Genomic DNA, 21,001 nt, shown 5'->3' on the forward strand with positions numbered 1-21,001 from the left:
AGTGGTCTAAGGATGTTCGGCGGCCAGCACCGCCTCGGCCCGCGCCCACCAGTCGACGAACTCGTGAACCGGCATCGGCGGCGCGTAGAGGTAACCCTGGGCGACGTCGCAGCCCATCCGGCTGAGGGCATCCTCGGCCTCGCGGTTCTCGACGCCTTCGGCGACCACCTCGAGATTGAAGGTGTGGGCGATGCGGACCATCAGCTCGACGATGGCCCGGTCGCTCTCGGACGCCGAGATGCGCTCGACGAAGGACTTGTCGATCTTGAGCTCGTCGAGGGGCAGGCGCCGCAGGTAGTCCATCGACGAGTAGCCGGTGCCGAAGTCATCCAGGGCGAGTCGACCGCCCTCCTGGCGCACCAGCTTGAGGGTTTCCGCGGAGGCCGCCTCGCCGGACACGAGGCCGCTCTCGGTGATCTCGAAACACAGGCGCGACGGCGAAACCCGCCAGGTATCGCAGGTCTGCCGGATGAACAGCGGCAGCTCCGGGTCGTTGAGGTCGTCGGCCACCACGTTGACCGAGACCCTCAGATCGCAACCGCGCGCCGTGAGGGTGGCCAGGATCTGCGCCGCCTGCTGGACGACCCAGCGGGACAGCAGCGGCGTCAGGCCGATCCGCTCGACGACCCGCAGGATCTCGGGGGGCGACACATGGCGCCCATCCGGCCGCCGCCAGCGCAACAGGGCCTCGGCGCCCACCACCCGGCGGGACGGCAGGGCCACCTGGGGCTGAAGATAGAGCTGGAACTGCTGGGACTCCAGGGCCCGGGCGACCTCGGTTTCGAACGCCGCCTCGCCCTCGGCCCTGGCAGCGATCTCGCCGCCGTAGAGGTCGAAAGGCCGTCCGCCGGCCTTCGCCACGACGAGAGCCGAGCGGGCCGCCTGCTCGAGGGCCAGCGGCGCCTCCGCCTGCTCGGGGGCCAGCGCCCCGCCGGCGCAGAAGCGCGCCCGCAAGGCCGGAAAGCTGTTCGACCGCATGGTTTCGCAGGCGTCCACCAGCTTGTGGCCGGCCAGCGAGACCTGCGCCGCGTGGCGCAGGTCGGGCATCAGCACCGCCCATTCGTCGTCCCGGATGGAGCACAGGATGTCCTTCGAGCGCAGCACCCCGTGCATCACCTCGGACATGGCGAGGCGCAGGAGATCCCGCTCGTCGAGGGCCAGCACATCGACCGAGCGCCCCCACTCCACCTGCAGGACGACCAGCCCCAGCTGCTGCCCGCTCTGCGGCGACGGCAGCATGTCGCCCAGCAGGGCGAGGAAGCGCCGCCGGTTGGGCAGCCCGAGCACCGGATCGCCGTCCTCCGCCGCCAGGCGGGAGTTCTGCTCGTGGTCGACGGCAGCGGTGGCCAGCAGGCCGCCGAGGCACCACCCCAGGCGGACGAGGGCCCGCTGGATGTCGAGCTCGAGGCGATGGACCATCGCCCGCTCGCCAAACAGCCGCTCGTGACACAGGCCGATCAGCGCGTCGACGGCAATGAACGGAAACTCGGCTACCGCCCCGCCCAGGTAGCACTCGGACCAGCTGGACTGAAGGGCCGCCGGCCAGCCGGGCAGGAAATCCCATTGCCCGACGCCCGCCAGCTCCCGGCAGAACCCGCGCAGGGCGCGGCCCAGCCCTGCCTCGGCGTGCTCATCGTCGAGATTGAGGCGTTCGAGCAGGCCCGTCGCCAGCTCGGCGGCCGACACGATGCGCCCGAAGGCCCGCACCGCCGCCTGCTCCGCCGGGCCGATGCCATAGCGACGCAGCAGGCGGGCCACCGCCTCCCCGTCGAAGGGCTGGCCCCCCTGGAGGCCGGCGCACGCGTCGAAGCGTGTCATGAGAGATAGAACTCCGAGGCATCCACACCATAGGCCCCGGGCGGCAACGCCCGGACGATGGCACAGGGCTCACCCGTGGCCGTCGGCTGCTCGTAGAGGAGATCGAGCGTGTGGGGATAGGCGTTGGGCTGCTTGTCCGGCCCCAGCAGGATCATCACCCGCGGCTTGAGGCGACGGATGCGATTCTGGGCGACGACCACCGCCACCTCGCCGGAATTGAGTTCGACCAGGGTGCCCACCGGGTAGAGCCCGATGCACTGGACGAACTGGTCGACGGTGCTCTCCGAAAACCCGACGCCCCGCTGCGCCCGCAGGGCGTCGAGCGCCACCTGGGCGCTGGCGGCCTCGCCATAGGGGCGCTCCCGGGTCATCGCGCAGTAGATGTCGCACAGCCCGGCGATCTCGGCCATCAGCCCCACCTGGTCGCCCTGCAGGGCGCGGGGATAGCCGCTGCCGTCGCGGCGCTCGTGGTGCCGCGCCACGATCTCCAGCATCGCCGGGGAAACACCCGACGAGGTGGACAGGATCTGCAGGGAGAAATCCACGTGGCACTGGAAGATCTGCTGCTCGCGGGGCGACAGGGGGCCATGCTTGAACAACAGCCGCTGGGGCAGCTTGAGCTTGCCGATGTCCTGCAGCATGCCGGCCATGCCGAGATGCCCCACCGACTCGTCGCCCAGCCCGAGATAGCGCCCGAAGATCATGACGTGGGCGGAAACGTCGAGGGAGTGGGCGTAGCTGTACTGGTCGGTCTGCTTGAGCCGGGCCAGCCACAACAGGGCATCCGGGTTGCGGGCGACGCTCAGCACCATCTCGGACACCACGCCGCGCAGGCGCTCGAGATCCGGGTTGAGGCTGCGCTGCACGTCGAGGGCGACCTGGGCCAGCAGGCCCTGGGCCCGATTGACCAGCGGCAGGGCGGTGACGATCTCCTCTTCCAGGGGCGCCACCGGCTCGGCGTAGATCATCCCCGACGCCACCGCGCCGCCAGCCCCCGCGCCGGAGTGATCCGGGCGCGGGCGGCCAGCCTCGCCGCGCGGACGAGGCTGAACCTCGCTGGTGATCAGGGGGCGGCTCGCGGCACGCTCGGCATACTCGACGGTCTCCGGCTCGCGGACGACCGGACGCGCACCCTCCCCACCCGCGCCGGGGTACACATGGGCCCACGGCGCCATGGGTTGCCCGGCAGCGTTGTCGGCGGCCGACGCCGCATCGCTGCGCCTGGAGCGCAGGGACCTCAGCAATCCGAAGAAATCCATCGGGCGCCGGCGGACTTCGGCCGGCACCTGGAACGAAGCCAGGCTTGCCGCGCGCTCGGTCCGGGATGCCGGCGGAGGCTCATCCGCCGCGCGCCATGCGTCCCCCACCGAGCGGGTGGGGTCCACGTACACGAAGCGGCACAGCCCGCGCAGCTGGGCGAGCGTCTCCTCGTCCTCGACCACGAAGCCCTGCATCAGAAAAGGCGACTCCAGCCACGGACGATCGAGCTCGGCGACAAACATGCCGATGCGCAGATCCGGAGCCGCGACGATTTCCTTCAAATAATTCTCCCAGAATGGCTTTACACCCTGTAACAGGCGCAAACAATCGGTTTTTACGGCGCGGGATTCGTGAACTGAAGGTGAATGTCATCAATTTCCGCAAGGATATGCTGATCAAGAACCCGCGAACAAGCCTTGAGATTCTCGTCGAGTTGTGCCACCGAGGTCGCTCCGACGATGGTGCTCGTGACAAAACCCTGGCTCGCCACGAAGGCCAGCGCCAGTTCGGTGGGCCTCATGCCGTGGCGGCGGGCAAGCGCCACGTAGGCCTCGACGGCCGGGCGCACGTTGCTCTTGGCATACCGAGCCCCGAAGGCCGGAAAGAGCGAGAGGCGCGCGTCAGCCGGCGGGTTGTCCAGATACTTGCCGGTCAGGTGGCCGAAACCGAGCACCGAATAGGGCAGCAGGCTAACCTGCTCCCGGAAGCACACCTCCGCCAGGGTCTGCTCGAAGACCCGGTTCAGCAGGCTGTAGGCGTTCTGCACCGAGACGACCCGCGGCAGGCCCAGCGCGTCGGCCGCCTGGAGAAACTGCATGAGGCCCCAGGGGTGCTCGTTGGAGAGCCCCACGTGGCGGATCTTGCCCTCGGCCACCAGCTCGGCCAGGGCCTCCAGCTGCTCGGGGATCGGCGTCGCCGGCCGCTCGGCCGCCGCATCGAAGCGCCACTGGCCGAACATCGGCTGGTTACGGGCCGGCCAGTGGATCTGGTAGAGGTCGATGTACTCGGTGCCGAGCCGGCGCAGGCTGTCCTCGACGGCCGTGCGGATGTTGGCGCGATCGAGGGCCAGCGGGCCGCCGCGGATCCAGGGCAGCTGACGGCCCAGGCCCGTCACCTTGGTGGCGATCACCAGCTTCTCCCGCGGCTTGCCCTTCAGCCACGAACCGACGATCCGCTCCGTCGCGCCCTGGGTTTCGGCGCGGGTCGGCACGGGGTACATCTCGGCCATGTCGATGAAATTGACGCCATGCTCGAGGGCGAGATCCAGCTGGGCGTGGCCGTCCGCCTCGGAGTTCTGCTGACCGAAGGTCATCGTTCCCAGGCACACGGAGGACACCTGCAGGGTGCTGGTGCCAAGCTTGCGGTATTCCATTGAAGACTCCAGAAGTGAAATCGGGGACACAGGGCTGCGCGGCCGGCTTCGGTTATCATCCGAAGCCCGTCGAGGGGCCGACGCCCCCACGCCCGAACGATCTTACACGCCCCCTATGGAATCCATCCCCACCCGTCATCGCGCCCATGACGCCCTCGGGCTGCTGGTGCAATGCCGCCCCGGCTTCGAGGCCGACGCCGGCCAGGAGCTCCAGGCGAGCCCGGCGCGACTGGCCGCCGCCGTGCACGGCCAGCCGCAGAGCGGTTTCGTCTTCCTGGCCCTCGAGCAGGCCCTGCCCCACGACGAACTGCGCCGCCGCCTGGACGTCTCGCGGCTGGTGTTCGCCCGCCAGAGCTGCCAGGTGCTGGCCGTCATCGACGACCTCCCCGAGCGCGACCGCCTGACGCCGCTGGTACAGCGCATCGAAGGCTTCCAGGAGCGCTTCTCCGCCCTCCTGCTCGAAACCCCCGACACCAACGAAGGCAAGCAGCAGTCCGGCTTCCTGCGGCGCTTCGGCCCGCTGCTCGAGGCCGCCCTCGGCAAGGCCGGCTGCCTGCGCCCCGACTCGCCGCACCTGCCGCGCCTGCATGTGTTCTTCGTCGGCGCCCGCCAGGTGTGGCTGGGCGTCAGCCTGGCCAGCGAAGGCTCCGCCTGGCCGATGGGCATCCCCCGCCTGCGGATGCCCAAAGAAGCGCCCAGCCGGTCCACCCTCAAGCTCGCCGAGGCCATCCTCACCCTGCTCTCGCCGGACGAGCAGAAATCGACGCTCCGTCCGGGGCTCACCGCCGTCGACCTGGGCGCGGCCCCCGGCGGCTGGAGCTGGCAGCTGGTCAGTCGCGGCCTGCGCGTCACCGCCATCGACAACGGCCCGATCGCCCCGTCGGTGACGGCCACCGGGCTCATCGAACACCTGCGCGCCGACGGCCTCACCTGGCGCCCCAAGAAACCCGTCGAATGGATGGTCTGCGACATGGTCGAGCAGCCCTCCCGGATCGCCCCGATCATGGCCGACTGGGTCGCCACCGCGCGCTGCCGGCGGAGCATCTTCAACCTGAAGCTGCCCATGAAGAAGCGCCACGACGAGGTCGAACGCTGCCGCCAGCTGATCGACCAGCGCATGCGCGCCGCCGGGGTCAAATACGTATTGCGAATCAGGCACCTCTACCACGATCGCGAAGAGGTCACCTGCTATCTGACGCGGCGCTGATGGCCGGCCGATGTATAATGCTGCTCTACCTGAATGGTGCACTGCACTAAATTGCGGTCACCCATAACCTGAACGTACCCATGTCGTTTTCCGAACTCGGACTCATTCCTGAAATCCTGCGGGCTGTCACCGACGCCGGCTACACCGAACCCACGCCGATCCAGCGCCAGGCCATTCCGGTCGTCCTGGCCGGCCACGACGTCATGGGCGGCGCCCAAACCGGCACCGGCAAGACCGCGGGCTTCACCCTGCCCCTGCTCAACCGCCTCGCCCGCCACGCCAGCACGTCGGCCAGCCCGGCGCGCCACCCGGTCCGCGCCCTGATCCTGGCGCCGACCCGCGAGCTGGCCATGCAGGTCTTCGAGTCCGTCAAGATGTACTCCAGGCATCTGCCGCTGCGCAGCATCTGCATCTATGGCGGCGTCGACATGAACCCGCAGATCCAGGAGCTCCGCCGGGGCATCGAGATCGTCGTCGCCACGCCGGGCCGCCTGCTCGACCACGTGCAGCAAAAGACGATCGCGCTGGGCCAGGTCGAGATGCTCGTCCTCGACGAAGCCGACCGCATGCTCGACATGGGCTTCATCCCCGACATCCGGCGCATCCTCGCCCTGCTCCCGGCCAATCGCCAGAGCCTGCTGTTCTCCGCGACCTTCTCCGACGAGATCAAGAAGCTCGCCGACCAGATGCTCAAGAACCCGCAGCTGATCGAGGTCGCGCGCCGCAACATGGTCAGCGAGACGATCACCCACATCGTCCACCCGGTCTCCAGCGGCCTGAAGCGCAACCTGCTGGCCCACATCGTCCGCCACGAGGACGAGACCAACCAAGTGCTGGTCTTCGTCGACACCAAGTTCGCCTGCAGCCGGCTGGCCCACTTTCTCGAGCGGCACGGCATCTCCGCCGACTCGATCCACGGCGACAAGAGCCAGCAGGCCCGCACCGAAACCCTCGAGAACTTCAAGAGCGGCAAGGTCCGGGTGCTGGTCGCCACCGACGTGGCGGCCCGCGGCCTGGACATCGAAGACCTCCCCTCGGTGATCAACTTCGAGCTGCCCCACACCGCCGAAGACTACGTCCATCGCATCGGCCGTACGGGTCGGGCGGGCAAGAAGGGCAAGGCGGTCTCCCTCGTCAGCTCCGAGGAGCGCCATCGCCTGGCCGACATCCAGAAGCTGATCAAGCTCGAGATCAAGCAGGAGATCGTCCCCGGCTACGACCCGGAGCCCGACTTCTTCGACGCCGACGCGGGCAGGCGCCGCCGCTCTGCCCCGAGCGCCAGCACCCCCCGCTCCGAAGAACGCACCCGCACCGACGAACGCCCGAGCGCCGAGCGCCGGAAGCGCAGCGAACGGGAGCCCTCCTCCGGCAGCCGCGAACCGCAACGCCGTCGGCAGCCCTCGCACATCGCGCCCAACGGCTTCGACTTCAACAAGCCCTACGAGCAACGCGAGATGGCAGGCCCGGCGCCGGACGCCGCCGAAGCGGCCATCGCCCCCACCCAGAAATCCCAGCGTCCGATCGCCTTCCTGCTGGGCGGCCTGGGGCGCAAGAGCAAGTAAGCCGCGCTTTGCCTGGCCGGTTCGGCAAGGCACAGGCCCCAATACAAAACGGCACCCGCGGGTGCCGTCTTGTCGTTCAGGCCCCGGCCAGGCGGGGCTGAAGGCAGATTACTCCATCGCCTCGTACAGCGGCAGGGTCAGGAACTCCGGGTATTCCGGGGTCAGCGACATCTTGTCGAAGATCACCGCGGCCTGGTCGTAGCTGGCGGTGTCCTCGCCCTGGGCGGTGACGGTGGCCTTCACCTTGGCGAGCTCCTCGGCGATCATCGGGCGGACCATCTCGACGGTGACCTTGCGGCCGTCGTCCAGCACGCCCTTCGGGCTGACCACCCACTGCCACACCTGGGAGCGGGAGATCTCGGCGGTGGCCGCGTCTTCCATCAGGTTGTGGATGGGCACGCAGCCGTTGCCGGCGAGCCAGGAGCCCAGGTAGTGGATGCCCACATTGATGTTGTTGCGCAGGCCGGCCTCGGTGATCGGGGTGGTCGGGCGGAAGTCGAGCCACTGCTCGGGGCCGAACTTGCCGTCAACCTGCTTCTCCCACTGGTTGGGCTTGTCGCCGAGCACCTTGACGAACTCTTCCATGGCGATCGAGACGAGGCCCGGGTGGGCCACCCAGCCGCCGTCGAAGCCGTCGTTGGCGTCGCGGGTCTTGTCATGGCGGATGCCGGCCAGGGCCTTCTCGTTGGCTTCCGGGTCGCCCTTGATCGGGATCAGCGCGGACATGCCGCCCATCGCCGGCGCGCCGCGCTTGTGGCAGGCCTGCACCAGGGCCAGCGCGTAGCCGCGCATGAACGGCACTTCCATGGTGATGGCGCCGCGCTGGGCCAGGCAGAAGTCCTTGTTCTTCTTGAACTTCTTGATGCACGAGAAAATGTAGTCCCAGCGCCCGGCGTTGAGGCCGGCGGAGTGGTTGCGCAGCTCGTAGAGGATCTCTTCCATCTCGAAGGTGGCGAGGATGGTCTCGACCAGCACGGTGGCCTTGATGGTGCCCTGGGGGATGCCGATGTGGTCCTGGGCCATCACGAAGATGTCGTTCCACAGGCGGGCCTCGAGGTGGCTCTCCATCTTGGGCAGGTAGTAGAACGGGCCGGCACCGCGGGCGATCTGCTCCTTGGCGTTGTGGAAGAACACCAGGCCGAAGTCGAAGATGCCGCCGGAGACGCGCTGGCCATCAACGGTCACGTGCTTCTCGTCCAGGTGCCAGCCGCGCGGGCGGATCTGCAGGGTGGCGATCTTGTCGCCCAGCTTGTATTCCTTGCCGGCTTCGTTCTTGAACGACAGCTCGCGGCGGATGGCCTTGTAGAGGTTGATCTGGCCCTGGATCTGGTTGTCCCACTTCGGGCTGTTGGAGTCCTCGAAGTCGGTCATGTAGGAATCGGCGCCGGAGTTGAAGGCGTTGATGATCATCTTGGCCTCGACCGGGCCGGTGATCTCGACGCGACGGCACTCGAGGGCCTTCGGCAGCGGGGCCACCTTCCAGTCGCCTTCGCGGATGTGCTTGGTCTCGGGCAGGAAGTCGGGCATCTCGCCGGCGTCGATGCGGGCCTGGCGCTCGACGCGGGCCTTCAGGAGCTCCTGGCGGCGGGGCTCGAAGGCGCGGTGCAGCTTGGCGACGAACTCGAGGGCCTCGGGGGTGAGGATGGTTTCGTAGCCCGGCTGGAGGGGGGCGGTGATCTGCATGCCTTGGGGCAGGGTGAGGCTCATGGAAGCTCCTTTAGGTGAAGGTTAAGAATAAGTCTTGATGAAATAGATGACGCTCAGCACGCTGCCCACCGCGACCACCAGCCGGCGCAGCCAGATGGCCGGCAGGCGGCGGGCGAAGGCCGCACCGGCGAAGGCGCCGGCCATGGCGGTGGCGATCATCAGCAGGGTGTGGGGCCAGCTGATGGCGCCGGCGATGATGAAGGTGGCCGCGGCGACGGTGTAGTTGACCGCCGAGGTGAGGTTCTTGAGGCCGTTGAGCTCCTGCATGTCCTCGACGCCCTGGATCGCCAGGGCCGCCAGGGTGAGAATGCCCATCCCGGCGCCGAAGAAACCGCCGTAGATCGCCACGATGGTCTGGAAGATCAGGCCGCCCAAGCCCCCGGGCGTGCCGGCCGCCCTGGCCCCCAGCCCGAGCCGGGCCTTGGCGGCGGCGACACCCCGGCTGATCTGACCGGAGAAGGCAAACAGGCAGGTGGCCGTGAGCAGCAGCCAGGGCACCAGGCGCGAGAAGGCGGCGTTGGAAGTGGCAAGCAGCAGCAGGCTGCCGCTGACCCCGCCAATCAGCGAGACCAGCACCAGCAGCAGCGTCCAGCGCGGATGGCGGCTCACCTCACGGCGGTAGGCCCAGGCGCTCGACAGGCTGGCCGGCCACATGGCCACGGTGTTGCTGGCGTTGGCCATCACCGGCGGCACGCCGGCGGCCAGCAGGGCCGGAAACGAGAAGAAGGTGCCGCCCCCGGCGATGGCGTTCATGCCACCAGCCAGGAAGGCGCCGCCACCGACGAGGAGGAGCTGCGTGGCGTCCATCTCAGCCCCGCCCGCCAATGAGATAGGCCACCACGTCGTCCATCGTGCGGCCGGTGGCGGTGGGGGCGATGTCAAGCGCCTCGCCGGGCTGGCCGCCACGGTTGATCCAGAAGGTGGTGAAGCCATACCAGCCCGCGCCGGCGGCGTCCCAGCCGTTGGAGCTGACGAAGAGGATGCGCTCCGGCGCGCAGCCGAAGGCGGCGGGCGCCAGGGCGTAGGCGTCGGGGTGGGTCTTGTACTTGCGCACCGCATCCACCGACAGCACATGGTCGAACAGGCCCTGCATGCCGGCGCTCTTGATCGCCACCTGGAGCATCTCGGGGGTACCGTTGGACAGGATCGCCATCGGCAGGCCGGCCTCCTTGAGGCGGCGCAGCGCGCAGAGGTTCTCGGGGAACGGCGACAGGCAGGCATACTGATTCATCAGCTGGGTGCGCCGCGCGCCGTCCAGCGCCAGCCCGAGGCGGGCCGCCGCGTGGTCGAGGCCGTCGCGGGTGATATCCCAGAAGGGCTTGTAGCGGCCCGACAGGCTGCGGATGAAGCTGTATTCGATCTGTTTCTGGCGCCACAACTCGGCAAGCGCAGCGCCCTTGCCCGGAAACAGCTGCTCGGCCAGCAGGCCCACCGAGTAGACGTCGAAGAGCGTGCCAAAGGCATCGAACGCGACGGCCTGGATTCGGGGTTGCTGCGCCATGCTGGATTGATCCTCGCTGCCGGGGGTGATGGGTCGGGTGCGTCCCGCGGGCGCTTCTACCGGCCCGCTGGCCCGGTGGCACCCTACGGGAGGCTGTCTCCTCTACCGCAATGCAGCGAAGTTTATTCAATGCATAAAGAAAAAAGAAGCCATAATAAAATCAAATGATTTTTTACTTTTAGTACAAGATGAACAACTTCAAGGAGATTGCCGCCTTCGTCAGCGTCGCCACCCGCGGCAGCCTGTCGGCCGCGGCCCGGGCCGAGGGCGTGACGCCCGCGGTGATGGGCCGACGCATCGACGCGCTGGAAGAGCGGCTGGGGGTGAAGCTGCTGCTGCGCACCACGCGCCGGCTCAGCCTGACCTTCGAGGGCAGCGCCTTTCTGGAAGACTGCCAGCGCATCCTCAACGACCTCGCCAACGCCGAGGCGTCGGTGAGCCTGGGCGGCGTGAAGGCGAGCGGACACATCAAGGTCTCGGCGCCGGCCGGCTTCGGGCGACGCCACGTGGCGCCGCTGGTGCGGGATTTCCTCGCGGCCAATCCGGAGGTGAGCTGCAGCCTGGATCTGTCCGACCGGCTCGTCGACCTGGTGAACGAGGGCATCGACTGCGCGATCCGCATCGGCGAGCTGAGCGACTCGAGCCTGGTGTCGGTGCGCCTGGCCGACAACCGGCGGGTGGTCGTCGCCAGCCCGACCTACCTGGCGCGCAACGGCACCCCTTCCCACCCGGACGACCTGGTGCGCCACGACTGCCTGTCCCTCGACCCCCAGCGCGGCTGGGTGTTCTCCGACCCGGACACCCCGGGGCAGACCCGCACCATCAAGGTGTCGGGGCGCTTCGAGTGCAACGACGGCACGGTGCTCCACGACTGGGCGCTGGGCGGCATCGGGCTCGCCTGGCGCTCGATGTGGGAAGTCGAACAGGACCTGGCCCGCGGCGCGCTGGTGTCGGTGCTCGACGGCTTCGCCGCGCCGTCGACCGGCATCTACGCGGTGTTCCCCCAGAACCGCCGGCTGCCGCTGCGGGTACGCCTGCTGATCGACTACCTGCGGGGCTGCTTCGGGCGACCGGACTACTGGCGCGGCGCCTGATCCTCGCCCGGCTCGTCCGCCGGCAGCCCGATCTCGAACTCGAGGCGCAGCCGGCTCGGCATCGGCTCGCCGTTCAAGTCGCCGGGCTGGAAGCGCCAGCGGCCGACCAGCTCCGCGTACGCCTCCGCCGCCGGGCACAGGGCCTCCTCGCACAGGGGAACGACCCGATGAACGGTGCCGTCGGCGCCGATCGCCAGCTCGAGCTGGAAACGGCCCGGCGGTGCGTCGGGCAGGAGCGGCCAGTCACCGTCCGCCGGCGGCGTGAGGAGTTCGGGGCCACGGCTGAGGGCCGAGGTGGGACGGTAATAAGCGGGCAGGATGGACGTCGGCGGCGCGACATCCGCCTCGCGCCGCGCCTCGGGAACGGGATCGGCATCCGCCCGGGGCGCCGGCCCGGGCTCGGCCACCGCCCACGCCGGGGCGGGCTGCGCCACGGGGGCCGGGCGCGGGGCGCCGGACATCGGGGCCGCACCCAGGCGGGCCGCCAGCAGAGGCGCCCGTCCAGGCCCCATCCGGGGCGACGATCCGAAATAAGTACAGAGCGCGATCAGGGCGCCATGAATGAATACCGACAGCACCAGCGCCCACGCCAGACGGCCACACGGCGACCGCCGCTTTGCAAGAAATTGAAACACCGGATCAGTGACTTGCGGGGTGATGGAGAGGCATGCGGTGCACGATAGCCTCGGGGGTTGGGGGCGCCGGTGCCGCCCGTCGGCACACATTTTCCGCTGGTCGCGAGGGACTCGCCTTCGCGCTTTCCCGGTGTCATCTTAGCTTGAAAGGAGATTATGTAGATGAAGAAGCAAGGTGGCGTCACCCTGATAGAGCTGATGATCGTCGTCGTCATCGTGGGCATCATCACCAGCATTGCGGTGCCGGCCTACAGCGACCACGTCATCAAGGGCAAGATCGCCCAGGGGGTGGCTGCCCTGTCCGAATCCAAGGTGCGGATGGAGCAGGTCTTCAACTCCGAGCGGACGTACAAATGCGATCTGGACTTCAGCCCGGTGTTCCAGGATGCGCCCTTCGACGTTGCCGTCTCCAACTGCTCGTCGACGACCTTCACCATGACCGCCACCGGCCAGTCCGCCAAGGGCATGAACGGCTACACCTACACGATCAACCAGTCCGGCGAGAAAACCTCCAAGACGCCCGCCGTCGCCGCCACCCAGTCGTGCTGGCTGATGTCGAAGGGAGCCACCTCATGCTGACGCTGCGGCGCGCAGGCCAGCAGGGCGTGACCCTGCTCGAGCTGATGATCACGGTCACCATCGTCGGCATCGTCGGCGCCATCGGCATTCCCCAGATGAGCCAGTGGATCCGCAACACCTCGGTCACGTCGGCGGCCGAGATCCTGCAGAACGGGCTGCGCCAGGCCGAGGCCGAGGCGATCCGCCGCAACCTGCGGGTGGAATTCCTGCTCACCGACGGCACCCCCTCCGTCTCCACCATCAAGACCCTCACCGCGAGCGCCAACGGCAAGAACTGGGCGATCCGCGCGCTGGACGGGCTGACTCCGCTGGCCGACCAGAATGCCGCCTACGTGAACGGCTTCCTGCTCAAGGAGGTGTCGCCCGAGATCAGCCTCGAGGGGCCGGCCAGCGTGCTCTTCAGCGGCACCGGCCGGGTGCTCGACACCGCGGGCGCGGCCGTCGCCGATCACCGCGTCTACCGCATCTCGCGAAGCAACGCCGACAAGGCCCTGTGCGTCTTCGTGACGCCCGGTGGCGGCGTCAAACTCTGCAACCCTGCGCTGGAGTCGGGCGAACCCTTTGCCTGCCAGCCGCAGATCAGCCTTGAAAAGTGCCCGAAAGCCTGACCCCCGGGAGTTCGACATGAACACCAAGCAGACCCCGTCCGCCACAGCCGCCCAATCTCCCCAATCCGGCTACATCCTGCTCGAGGCCCTGGTGGCCCTGCTGATCTTCTCGCTGGGCCTGCTCGGCCTGATCGGTTTTCAGGCTGCGTCCACCAAGATCGCCACCGACAGCCGCTTCCGCACCGAGGCGGCCATGCTGGCCGACGAGCTGCTGGCCAAGATGACGGCCTCGGACGTCAATCTGGTGGCCAGCGAGTTCGCCTATCCCAACGGCCCCAAGTACAAGGCCTGGCTCGACAACCGGGTGGTCGGCGCCTCGCGCCTGCCCAACGTGACGGTCACGCCCACCTTCACCTCCTCCGCCACCAAGGGCACCCTCCTGGTCGACCTCGAGGTGCGCTGGGAGATGCCCGGCGTCGCCAAGGACGCGAAGCAGATCAAGGAAGTCAAAGGGTACTACGTCACCCGCGCACTGCTTTTCTAGGAAACCCACATGTCCGAGCGTTCCATGCCCAGGCCCGGCGCCCAGGGCGGCATCAGTCTTGTCGAGGTCATGGTCGGCATGGCCGTCGGCCTGCTGGCGTCCCTGGTGATCTTCAAGTCCTTCAGTTCCAGCGAGAGCTTCCGCCGCAACGTGAGCGGTGCCGCCGACAGCATCCAGAACGCGGCGGTGGTCGGCGCCCGGCTCAACCTGATGATCGAGGAAGGCGGGGCCGGGCTGGTGCAGGGCCGCAACGTCTGGAGCTGCCTGCTGAAGGTGAACCGCGGCGGGAGCACCCTGCTGCCGGCGTCCACGCTGCCGGCCCCCTTCGAGAACTTCCCCAAGTCGGTCCGGGTGCTGCCGGTCGGCATCCAGAACGGCTCGACCGGCTCCGACACCCTGCTGGTGATCGCCGGCAACTCGGCCTCCTCGAACCGGGACATCCCCTTCGACTCCACCGGCACCTCCCTGACCGTCACCAACCCCAACGGCATTGGCCTGAGGGACGACGGGCAGACGGCCACCGACCTGCTGCTGGCGGTGCCCCAGGACGTGCCCGAGGGGCCGGGAGACTGCCAGATCGTCCAGGTGGCCGCCGACTACTCCGGCGGCAAGCCCGTCGCCGACATCTCGCTGGGGCTCAACGTGATGCCGGCCGCCGCCAAGGTGGTCTCGCCCGCGTCGTACACCGTGATCCCGCTCAATCAGGGCGAGGCCTCCTACGGCGCCCTGCAGTCGACCGCCAGCAGCCCGTCGGCCTTCCACCTCGGGCGCGAGGCGCTGCCGACCTTCTCGCTGGTGTCGGTGAACAGCAACAACGAGCTGGTCGAATACGACCTGCTCAAAAGACGCCCGCTCCAGTCCTTCGGCGAGAACATCCTGCTCCTCAAGGCGCGCTACGGCGTGGACAACGGCAAGGCCGGCGGCATCCCCAACGACGACGTGGTGGATGAATGGATCTCCCCCGGCGAAAGCGGCTGGAGCATCACCGAGCTGATGAGCGGCAACGCCAGCGTCCAGCAGCGGGTCGACCAGATCAAGGCGATCCGCATCGGGCTGATCGTGCGCACCAGCCAGAGCCAGAGCACCGACGCCAAGTCGAGCACCCTGGTGCTGTTCCAGGATCTGGCCGAGAGCCGGCAGGTCACCGTGAAGCTCGCGAGCACCGAGCAGCGCTTCGGTTACCAGGTGTTCGACTGGGTGATTCCCCTGCGCAACATGAAATCCACTCCGAAATGATGGCGGCCACAACCATGCGATTGCGCAAGCCTCCCCTTCCCTTCCCGCGCCCGTCCCGCAGCCGCGGGTCGGTGCTGGCCGTGGTGCTGGTGGTCCTCGTGGCGATGATGCTGGGGGGCGTCTCGCTGCTCCGCTCGGTGGACACCTCGGCGCTCCTGTCGGGCAACCTCGCCTTCAAGCGCGATTCGGTCAACCGCACCAGCATCGGCCTCAACGAGGCCTTCAAGGTCATGCAGACGCTCGATTTTCTCGAGTACCAGGCCAACGACGCCGGCTGCGACCCCGGGCCCTGCGAGAAGATCGACAAGTGGCTGCCGCTCAACTACTGGCCCCGCCTGCTCGAGACCGACGCCAGCGGCGTCCCGCTGATCATCAAGGACAAGGCCGCCTTCGACGCCAAGTTCAAGACCATCAAGCCCGTCATCCAGGACGGCCAGGAGGTGCGCTTCCTGATCGAGCGGATGTGCTCCGACTACGGCCCCTCCGACGAAAAGAAATGCTCCGTCTCCGACCGCTACGAGCTCGGCGGCTCCTACCGGCAGGACAAGCCCGGTTCGATCTCGCTGCCGCTCTACCGCATCACCATCCGCAGCGACGGGGTACGCAACACGCAGACCTACGTCCAGGCGACCGTCACGACCCGCGTCAAGTGACGATCGATGTATCGCAGAGGAAACACCAGATGAAACCCACGACCTTCATGCCGGGCTTCCGCAGGGCCACGCTGGCGCTCACCGGCCTCGCCACCGCACTCATCGCCACCGGCGCCGGTGCCGCCAAGACGCCGCTGGCAGATCAGCCGATCGCGATCGCCGACGTGCCGGCCAACGTGCTGCTCGCGCTGTCGGTGGAGTTTCCGACGGCGATCACGCGGGCCCATCGGGACAAAAACAGCGACGGCAACGAAGTCTTCGTCACTAGCAAAAAATACCTGGGCTATTTCGACCCCAAGAAGTGCTACGCCTATGAGGACGAGCATTTCAAGCCGGTGGGCTTTGCCGACGGTGATTACGCCTGCGACAACAAGTGGAGCGGCAACTTCATGAACTGGGCGACGATGCAGGGCATCGACACCTTCCGCTGGGTGCTCACCGGCGGCCTGCGGAGCACCGACAAGCCCAAGCTGTTCACCGGTGCATCCGGGTCCCCCCTCGGTCAGACCATCCTCCAGCGCGCCTATGCGTCCGACCAGGGCGGCTACTACAACTTCCCGGACCGCTTTCTCGACGGGAGTAAGGTCAAGAAGTACACCGGGCTCCCCGCGGACTTTCATGAAAGGCGCCTGTGGATCCGCAACGGCGGCATGGGGGTGAAGGTCCGCTTCGGATACGAGAAGCCGGACAACCCACCGTGGTCATTCAACCAGGCCGACCAGCCGGAGGCGCTGAAGGTCAACCAGACGACGACACTCAACGTCAACGTCGAGGTCTGCCGTGACGAAGGGACCGGAGCGAGCAGCTATCTGGAGAGCAACTGCCGCAAATACGTCGACGCGACCGGCGCAAAGGTGGTCTGGAAGCCCGTCGGCCTGATGCAGCAATACAAGGACAAGATGTATTTCGGCGCCTTCGGCTATCTCGCCGACACCAGCACCACGCGGGATGGCGGCGTGCTGCGCGCCAAGGTCCAGAGCATCGACAACGAAATCACCGAAACCGGCGCCTTCCTCGACGACCCCTACGAGATGCAGGCATCGCCGCAGAAAGTCGACAGCGGCACGATCAACTACCTCAACAAGTTCGGCCAGAGCAGCAAGAAATACAAGGCCTACGACCCGGTGAGCGAGATGTATGCCGAGGCCGTCAAGTATTTCAAGGGCCTGAAGCCAACCGCCTCTTACGTAAACAGCGTGGACGCCACCCAGCGGGACGGTTTCCCGGTGTTCACCGAGTGGAACGACCCCGCCATGGACGCCAAGTACCCCAAGCAGGGCGCGCTCTCCTGCAAGAAGAACTACATTCTGGGCATCGGGGACGTCAACACCAACTATGACCGCAACCTCTCGGGCGGCGACTCCCCGATCCCCAGCGACGTGGACAGCAACATGGCCGGCAACACCGCCAAGGGCTGGACCGACGTGGTCGGCAATCTCGAGGGCGAGAGCAACCTTGGCAGCAAGCTCGTCCCCCAGCCCGCCCTGCAAGCCGGCTACATGATCGCGGGCATCGCCTACTACGCCCACTTCAACGATCTCCGCTCCGACATCAAGGGCACCCAGACCATCTCGACCTACTGGATGGACGTCCAGGAAAGCGGCTACAAGGACAAGAACCAGTACTGGCTGGCCGCCAAGTATGGCGGCTACAAGATGCCCGACCCCAACAACCCGACGGCCTTCAATTCGAGCACCTCCATCTGGGGTGGCGACGACGTGAAGAAGACCAACATCCGCAAGTCCAAGACCGGCGGCTTTGAACTGCCGAACAACTACTACGAAGCCGGCTCGCCCGACGATATGCAGGCTGGCCTGCAGAGTGCCTTCACGAGCATCTCCTCGGGCGCCGGCTCGGCGGCGGGTACCGCCCTCTCAAGCTTCCAGCTCAACGAATCCACCGGCGGCTCGACCACCTACCAGGGCAGCTACGACGCGGGCACCTGGTCCGGCGACGTGGTCGCCTCCAAGATCAAGAAAATCGTCAACGACCAGCCCGAACTCACCCCCTTGTGGAGCGCTGCCGCGAAGCTGAACGACATCGGCAGCGACAACCGGGTCATCATCACCCTGGCCCCGACGGACAAGAGCATGACCAACCCGGCCCCGGCCGATCTGAAGAGCACCCCCTTCCGCTGGGACAACCTCAGCGCCACCCAGAAGTTCAACCTGGGCAACGGTGACGACACCGACGGCAAGAACATCCTCAACTACCTGCGTGGGGATCGGACCAACGAGTCGACCACCACCGTCACCAAGAGTTACCGTCGCCGGACCAACCTGCTGGGTGACATCGTCGACTCCCGCGTGGTTTACCTGGGCAAACCCAGCGCCGGCTACGCCGATACCTACAACCCCGGCTACAAGACCTTCGCGAACGACAAGGCCAGCCGCACGCCCCTCGTCTTCGTGGGCGCAAACGACGGCATGCTGCACGCCTTCGACGCAAGCGACGGCACCAACGCCGGCAAGGAGGTCTTTGCCGTGGTGCCCTACTCCACCTATGAGGGCCCGGACCAGGCGCCGCAGATCAGCGGCCTGCAAGCCCTCGCCCGTCACACCTACACCCACCGCTATTACATGAATGCCACACCGGAGATCCGGGACGTGGACTTCGCCCGCACCGGCAACAGCCTGTCGTCCTTCAGCGCCGGCACGCCGGCCGATTGGCACAGCCTGTTGGTCATGGGCCAGGGCAAGGGCGGCCGCAGCTTCATCGCAGTCGATGTCACCAACATCACCCCGGGCAGCCTCAACGAATCCACCATGACAGGCAAGGTGTTGTGGGAGTTCACCCACCCCAACATGGGCTACAGCTATGGACGCCCGCTCATCGCCAAGACCCGTCGCTGGGGCTGGGTGGTGATCCTCTCCTCCGGCTACAACAATACCCTGACCGGCAAGGGCGCCATCTTCGTGCTGAACGCCAAGACCGGCGAACTCCTGAAGGGCCCGATCCAGACCAGCGCCGGCTCCGAGGCGACCCCCGCCGGCCTGGCCCAGCTCGAGGGCTACACCGAGAGCTACGCCGACTACACCCTGAGCTATGTTTATGGCGGCGACCTCCTCGGCAACCTCTGGCGTTTCGATTTCAGCGACGCCACCAAGGACCCCGAGGCCCTCAAGATCGCCGAACTCAAGACCGACGACGGCTCGCCGCAGCCGATCACCACGGCCCCCAAGATCGAGTACTCCGCCAAGGACCTCAAGCGCTACGTCTTCGTCGGCACCGGGCGCCTGCTGTCGCCGGAAGACCAGGGCAACTCCCAGCAGCAGACGATGTACGCCTTCCGCGACGGCACCAAGAGCCGTGCCTACGGCAGCGCCACCCACGAGGTGCCGCTGCCCGAGAACGTCTCGTTCCCGATCACCCGCGCCAAGATGGCGCGCGTGACGAATCTGCTGGCCGGCGCAACGTCCGACGATGCCTTGCCGATGGGCTGGTACTACGATCTCACCAGTTCCTGGAACGAAGCCGGTGGCACGGCCGAGAACAATCAACAACTGGCCACGGAGCGCATCGTGCTCAACCTCCAGGCCAACGACGGTGTTCTCACCTGGATCGGCTCGCTGCCCAACGACGACCCCTGCAGCCCCAGCGGCGCAAGTCGCCTGTATTCCACCTACTACGGAAGCGGCCAAAGCGTGCTGACCGTAATGCAGGGCGACCAGCGCGTCCGTCGCGAGTGGATCGGTGACAAATCCGCGCTCGGCCTCGCCGACACGGCCCTCGTCCGCATCGGCTCCCGAATCAGCGTGCTGGGCACCGACGTGAGCGGCGGCAGCAAGATCTACGGCAGCACCCTGGCGGAAGCCGGCGAACCACGGGTCACGAACTGGCGCATCATCCACGAATAACCCGCAACACGCTTGATCCGCCCCGGCTTCTTAAATATAATTCAGGGCTTCGCTGCTGTAGCTCAGTCGGTAGAGCAACTGATTCGTAATCAGTAGGTCACCAGTTCGATTCCGGTCAGCAGCACCAATAGATTCAAGCACTTAGGCCAATCCGTGAGGGTTGGCCTTTTTGCTTTCTGGATTCGTTGCTCCCCTATTGCTCCCGCAGCGATCAACGCCGAGGCACGAGAGGCGGCCCGACCCTCGCCCGAATCCCGGCGCCACCGACGAAAAACCCGCCACGCGGGCGGGTCGATTGGGGTGTCCTCAAGACTGAGGCGGCTTGGGATGGCCGCGAAGTAACTCATCCGCTGCCAAGTCGACCAGGGCGCCAGGTGGCTCGCCCAACGCTACAGCCAACTTCAAAATCGTCGTGAGGCTCGGCTGCTGGCGCCCCAACTCCAAGAGGCTCACGTAAGTCCGCCGCAAGTCGGATTCAAGCCCAAGCTGCTCCTGGGTCAGCCCACGCTGACGCCGAAGCCTCCTGAGAACCTTTCCGAATGCTGCCGCTGCGTCCAAGCTGCTCCTCCTACGATAGGAGGAATTTCGCAGCTGGCATACAATCCAGTCTTCCCACAACTGTAGGAATTTGGCGCTATTTCAGTTGCTGGCGCCGTCATCAAGCGAAGGAAGAGCAATGCTGTCGAGAGCAATTGCCGCTGTGGTTGTCCTCGCCACCGCCGGCTGCGCGTCCGTAAATCCAGTCCCCATCACAGGCCCGAGCGGGCGCCCAGGCTACGCCATGCAGTGCAGCGGGATGGGGAGATCCATTGAACAGTGCTATCAAGTGGCCGGGCAGAAGTGCTCCAGTGGATACCAAGTCGTCAGTAGGTCGAGCGAGTTGATTGCCGTCCCGGTGAACGGGAGCATTGCGATGGCTCCGCGGACGGGGCTGGTGGTGGAGTGCAGGTAGCGGCATGCGGACCGTCCGCCACAGAGACAGGCACTCGATCACTGCGGTCATCACATGGATGAGTAGCAGCAGCGCGTTTGCTGGAATCGATCAGCCGTGGAACGAACCGCTTGACGTCAGCCCTGGCGATTCGGCCTCTCTCGGCTGGGCGATTGTCATGCTTGTAGGCCAATTTGCGTTGTTCGCCTGGGCTCCTCGACTCTTCCTCGGCGGGCTGGCCCTTTTCTTCATCGGGACAACGGTATATCGGTGGTTTGGAGGCATGGCTGCCGTTGTTGCCTGCATCGCGACGTGCGTTTGGTGGCTACTGCCATCACGAGAGGCAAAAAAACGACTCGAATCCCGCGAGAATCCATCACCTAAGGGCACCTCGAAAAACCTCGACTCGCCCACCCTTGATAAAATTACATCGTTCTGAATCCGCCCCGAGCCGACTCCGATGAAACCGCGCAGCGCCATCAAGACCGACCTGTTCG

Annotated in this window: 18 protein-coding genes and 1 tRNA gene; 11 read left to right on the forward strand and 8 right to left on the reverse strand. The window is 66.8% G+C overall.

Annotated elements, in window-relative coordinates; all coding sequences use genetic code 11:
• Window positions 1-6: 6 nt before the first annotated feature.
• The 3 genes from ACE3OU_RS08280 to ACE3OU_RS08290 are packed head-to-tail and all read right to left on the reverse strand — an operon-like array spanning window position 7 to window position 4,450.
• Window positions 7-1,818, reverse strand: a complete 1,812-nt coding sequence (locus ACE3OU_RS08280; protein WP_374241075.1) for a putative bifunctional diguanylate cyclase/phosphodiesterase — start codon at window positions 1,816-1,818, stop codon at window positions 7-9.
• Entirely contained in the window at window positions 1,815-3,359 is a 1,545-nt protein-coding gene (locus ACE3OU_RS08285) for an HD-GYP domain-containing protein (protein WP_374241076.1), read from the reverse strand. The genes ACE3OU_RS08280 and ACE3OU_RS08285 overlap by 4 nt, the downstream gene beginning before the upstream one ends.
• 53 nt (window positions 3,360-3,412) lie before the next feature.
• Entirely contained in the window at window positions 3,413-4,450 is a 1,038-nt protein-coding gene (locus ACE3OU_RS08290) for an aldo/keto reductase (RefSeq protein ID WP_374241077.1), read from the reverse strand.
• A 115-nt stretch (window positions 4,451-4,565) separates the two neighbouring features.
• Here ACE3OU_RS08290 and rlmM point away from each other — a divergent pair, with 115 nt between their 5' ends.
• The gene (rlmM, locus tag ACE3OU_RS08295; protein WP_374241078.1) at window positions 4,566-5,657 is read left to right on the forward strand and encodes a 23S rRNA (cytidine(2498)-2'-O)-methyltransferase RlmM; all 1,092 of its coding nucleotides are present in this window, start codon (window positions 4,566-4,568) and stop codon (window positions 5,655-5,657) included.
• Window positions 5,658-5,737: 80 nt separating this feature from the next.
• A complete protein-coding gene (locus ACE3OU_RS08300) occupies window positions 5,738-7,219 on the forward strand; it encodes a DEAD/DEAH box helicase (RefSeq protein WP_374241079.1) in 1,482 nt (493 codons plus the stop codon).
• 108 nt (window positions 7,220-7,327) lie between these two features.
• Here the strand turns inward: ACE3OU_RS08300 and aceB are convergent, their stop codons facing one another.
• Genes aceB through ACE3OU_RS08315 form a run of 3 tightly spaced genes read right to left on the reverse strand, consistent with a single transcriptional unit; the run spans window position 7,328 to window position 10,427 of the window.
• Entirely contained in the window at window positions 7,328-8,926 is a 1,599-nt protein-coding gene (aceB, locus tag ACE3OU_RS08305; protein WP_374241080.1) for a malate synthase A, read from the reverse strand.
• A gap of 21 nt (window positions 8,927-8,947) precedes the next feature.
• Window positions 8,948-9,733, reverse strand: coding sequence for a sulfite exporter TauE/SafE family protein (locus ACE3OU_RS08310; protein ID WP_374241081.1), 786 nt, complete (start codon window positions 9,731-9,733; stop codon window positions 8,948-8,950).
• Between the two features lies 1 nt (window position 9,734).
• Entirely contained in the window at window positions 9,735-10,427 is a 693-nt protein-coding gene (locus ACE3OU_RS08315; protein ID WP_374241082.1) for a haloacid dehalogenase type II, read from the reverse strand.
• Window positions 10,428-10,615: 188 nt separating this feature from the next.
• Between ACE3OU_RS08315 and ACE3OU_RS08320 the strand changes: the two genes are divergently transcribed.
• Window positions 10,616-11,521, forward strand: a complete 906-nt coding sequence (locus tag ACE3OU_RS08320; protein WP_374241083.1) for a LysR family transcriptional regulator — start codon at window positions 10,616-10,618, stop codon at window positions 11,519-11,521.
• Here the strand turns inward: ACE3OU_RS08320 and ACE3OU_RS08325 are convergent.
• Window positions 11,503-11,955, reverse strand: a complete 453-nt coding sequence (locus tag ACE3OU_RS08325; RefSeq protein ID WP_374241084.1) for a hypothetical protein — start codon at window positions 11,953-11,955, stop codon at window positions 11,503-11,505. The genes ACE3OU_RS08320 and ACE3OU_RS08325 overlap by 19 nt on opposite strands.
• 363 nt (window positions 11,956-12,318) lie before the next feature.
• Between ACE3OU_RS08325 and ACE3OU_RS08330 the strand changes: the two genes are divergently transcribed.
• From ACE3OU_RS08330 to ACE3OU_RS08360, 7 genes are all read left to right on the forward strand, one after another.
• Window positions 12,319-12,735, forward strand: a complete 417-nt coding sequence (locus tag ACE3OU_RS08330) for a type IV pilin protein (protein WP_374241085.1) — start codon at window positions 12,319-12,321, stop codon at window positions 12,733-12,735.
• Window positions 12,729-13,343 (forward strand): GspH/FimT family pseudopilin, encoded by a 615-nt coding sequence (locus tag ACE3OU_RS08335; RefSeq protein WP_374241086.1) that lies wholly within the window; start codon window positions 12,729-12,731, stop codon window positions 13,341-13,343. Before ACE3OU_RS08330 ends, ACE3OU_RS08335 begins: the two co-directional genes overlap by 7 nt.
• A 16-nt stretch (window positions 13,344-13,359) precedes the next feature.
• Window positions 13,360-13,827, forward strand: a complete 468-nt coding sequence (locus ACE3OU_RS08340) for a prepilin-type N-terminal cleavage/methylation domain-containing protein (protein ID WP_374241087.1) — start codon at window positions 13,360-13,362, stop codon at window positions 13,825-13,827.
• 9 nt (window positions 13,828-13,836) lie between these two features.
• Entirely contained in the window at window positions 13,837-15,063 is a 1,227-nt protein-coding gene (locus ACE3OU_RS08345) for a PilW family protein (protein WP_374241088.1), read from the forward strand.
• A 14-nt stretch (window positions 15,064-15,077) separates the two neighbouring features.
• Window positions 15,078-15,716, forward strand: coding sequence for a hypothetical protein (locus ACE3OU_RS08350; protein WP_374241089.1), 639 nt, complete (start codon window positions 15,078-15,080; stop codon window positions 15,714-15,716).
• 29 nt (window positions 15,717-15,745) lie between these two features.
• Window positions 15,746-19,573, forward strand: a complete 3,828-nt coding sequence (locus ACE3OU_RS08355; protein ID WP_374241090.1) for a pilus assembly protein — start codon at window positions 15,746-15,748, stop codon at window positions 19,571-19,573.
• A 51-nt stretch (window positions 19,574-19,624) separates the two neighbouring features.
• Window positions 19,625-19,700, forward strand: a tRNA-Thr gene (locus ACE3OU_RS08360).
• A 179-nt stretch (window positions 19,701-19,879) separates the two neighbouring features.
• Here ACE3OU_RS08360 and ACE3OU_RS08365 read toward each other — a convergent pair.
• On the reverse strand, window positions 19,880-20,191 hold the full coding sequence (locus tag ACE3OU_RS08365) for a helix-turn-helix transcriptional regulator (RefSeq protein WP_374241091.1): 312 nt from the start codon (window positions 20,189-20,191) through the stop codon (window positions 19,880-19,882).
• A gap of 392 nt (window positions 20,192-20,583) precedes the next feature.
• On the opposite strand from ACE3OU_RS08365, the gene ACE3OU_RS08370 reads away from it, so the two are divergent.
• Window positions 20,584-20,943, forward strand: coding sequence for a hypothetical protein (locus tag ACE3OU_RS08370; protein ID WP_374241092.1), 360 nt, complete (start codon window positions 20,584-20,586; stop codon window positions 20,941-20,943).
• Window positions 20,944-21,001: the final 58 nt, after the last annotated feature.

This window comes from Zoogloea sp., from assembly GCF_041908905.1.
Lineage (GTDB): Bacteria > Pseudomonadota > Gammaproteobacteria > Burkholderiales > Rhodocyclaceae > Zoogloea.

Excerpts from the sequence above, each read along its gene's own strand:
- ACE3OU_RS08350 (WP_374241089.1), top strand. The coding sequence starts at position 15,078 with ATGCGATTGCGCAAGCCTCCCCTTCCCTTCCCGCGCCCGTCCCGCAGC.
- ACE3OU_RS08310 (WP_374241081.1), bottom strand. The coding sequence starts at position 9,733 with ATGGACGCCACGCAGCTCCTCCTCGTCGGTGGCGGCGCCTTCCTGGCT.
- ACE3OU_RS08330 (WP_374241085.1), top strand. The coding sequence starts at position 12,319 with ATGAAGAAGCAAGGTGGCGTCACCCTGATAGAGCTGATGATCGTCGTC.
- ACE3OU_RS08315 (WP_374241082.1), bottom strand. The coding sequence starts at position 10,427 with ATGGCGCAGCAACCCCGAATCCAGGCCGTCGCGTTCGATGCCTTTGGC.
- ACE3OU_RS08290 (WP_374241077.1), bottom strand. The coding sequence starts at position 4,450 with ATGGAATACCGCAAGCTTGGCACCAGCACCCTGCAGGTGTCCTCCGTG.
- ACE3OU_RS08300 (WP_374241079.1), top strand. The coding sequence starts at position 5,738 with ATGTCGTTTTCCGAACTCGGACTCATTCCTGAAATCCTGCGGGCTGTC.
- ACE3OU_RS08355 (WP_374241090.1), top strand. The coding sequence starts at position 15,746 with ATGAAACCCACGACCTTCATGCCGGGCTTCCGCAGGGCCACGCTGGCG.
- ACE3OU_RS08280 (WP_374241075.1), bottom strand. The coding sequence starts at position 1,818 with ATGACACGCTTCGACGCGTGCGCCGGCCTCCAGGGGGGCCAGCCCTTC.
- ACE3OU_RS08345 (WP_374241088.1), top strand. The coding sequence starts at position 13,837 with ATGTCCGAGCGTTCCATGCCCAGGCCCGGCGCCCAGGGCGGCATCAGT.
- ACE3OU_RS08335 (WP_374241086.1), top strand. The coding sequence starts at position 12,729 with ATGCTGACGCTGCGGCGCGCAGGCCAGCAGGGCGTGACCCTGCTCGAG.
- rlmM (WP_374241078.1), top strand. The coding sequence starts at position 4,566 with ATGGAATCCATCCCCACCCGTCATCGCGCCCATGACGCCCTCGGGCTG.
- aceB (WP_374241080.1), bottom strand. The coding sequence starts at position 8,926 with ATGAGCCTCACCCTGCCCCAAGGCATGCAGATCACCGCCCCCCTCCAG.
- ACE3OU_RS08340 (WP_374241087.1), top strand. The coding sequence starts at position 13,360 with ATGAACACCAAGCAGACCCCGTCCGCCACAGCCGCCCAATCTCCCCAA.
- ACE3OU_RS08370 (WP_374241092.1), top strand. The coding sequence starts at position 20,584 with ATGAGTAGCAGCAGCGCGTTTGCTGGAATCGATCAGCCGTGGAACGAA.
- ACE3OU_RS08320 (WP_374241083.1), top strand. The coding sequence starts at position 10,616 with ATGAACAACTTCAAGGAGATTGCCGCCTTCGTCAGCGTCGCCACCCGC.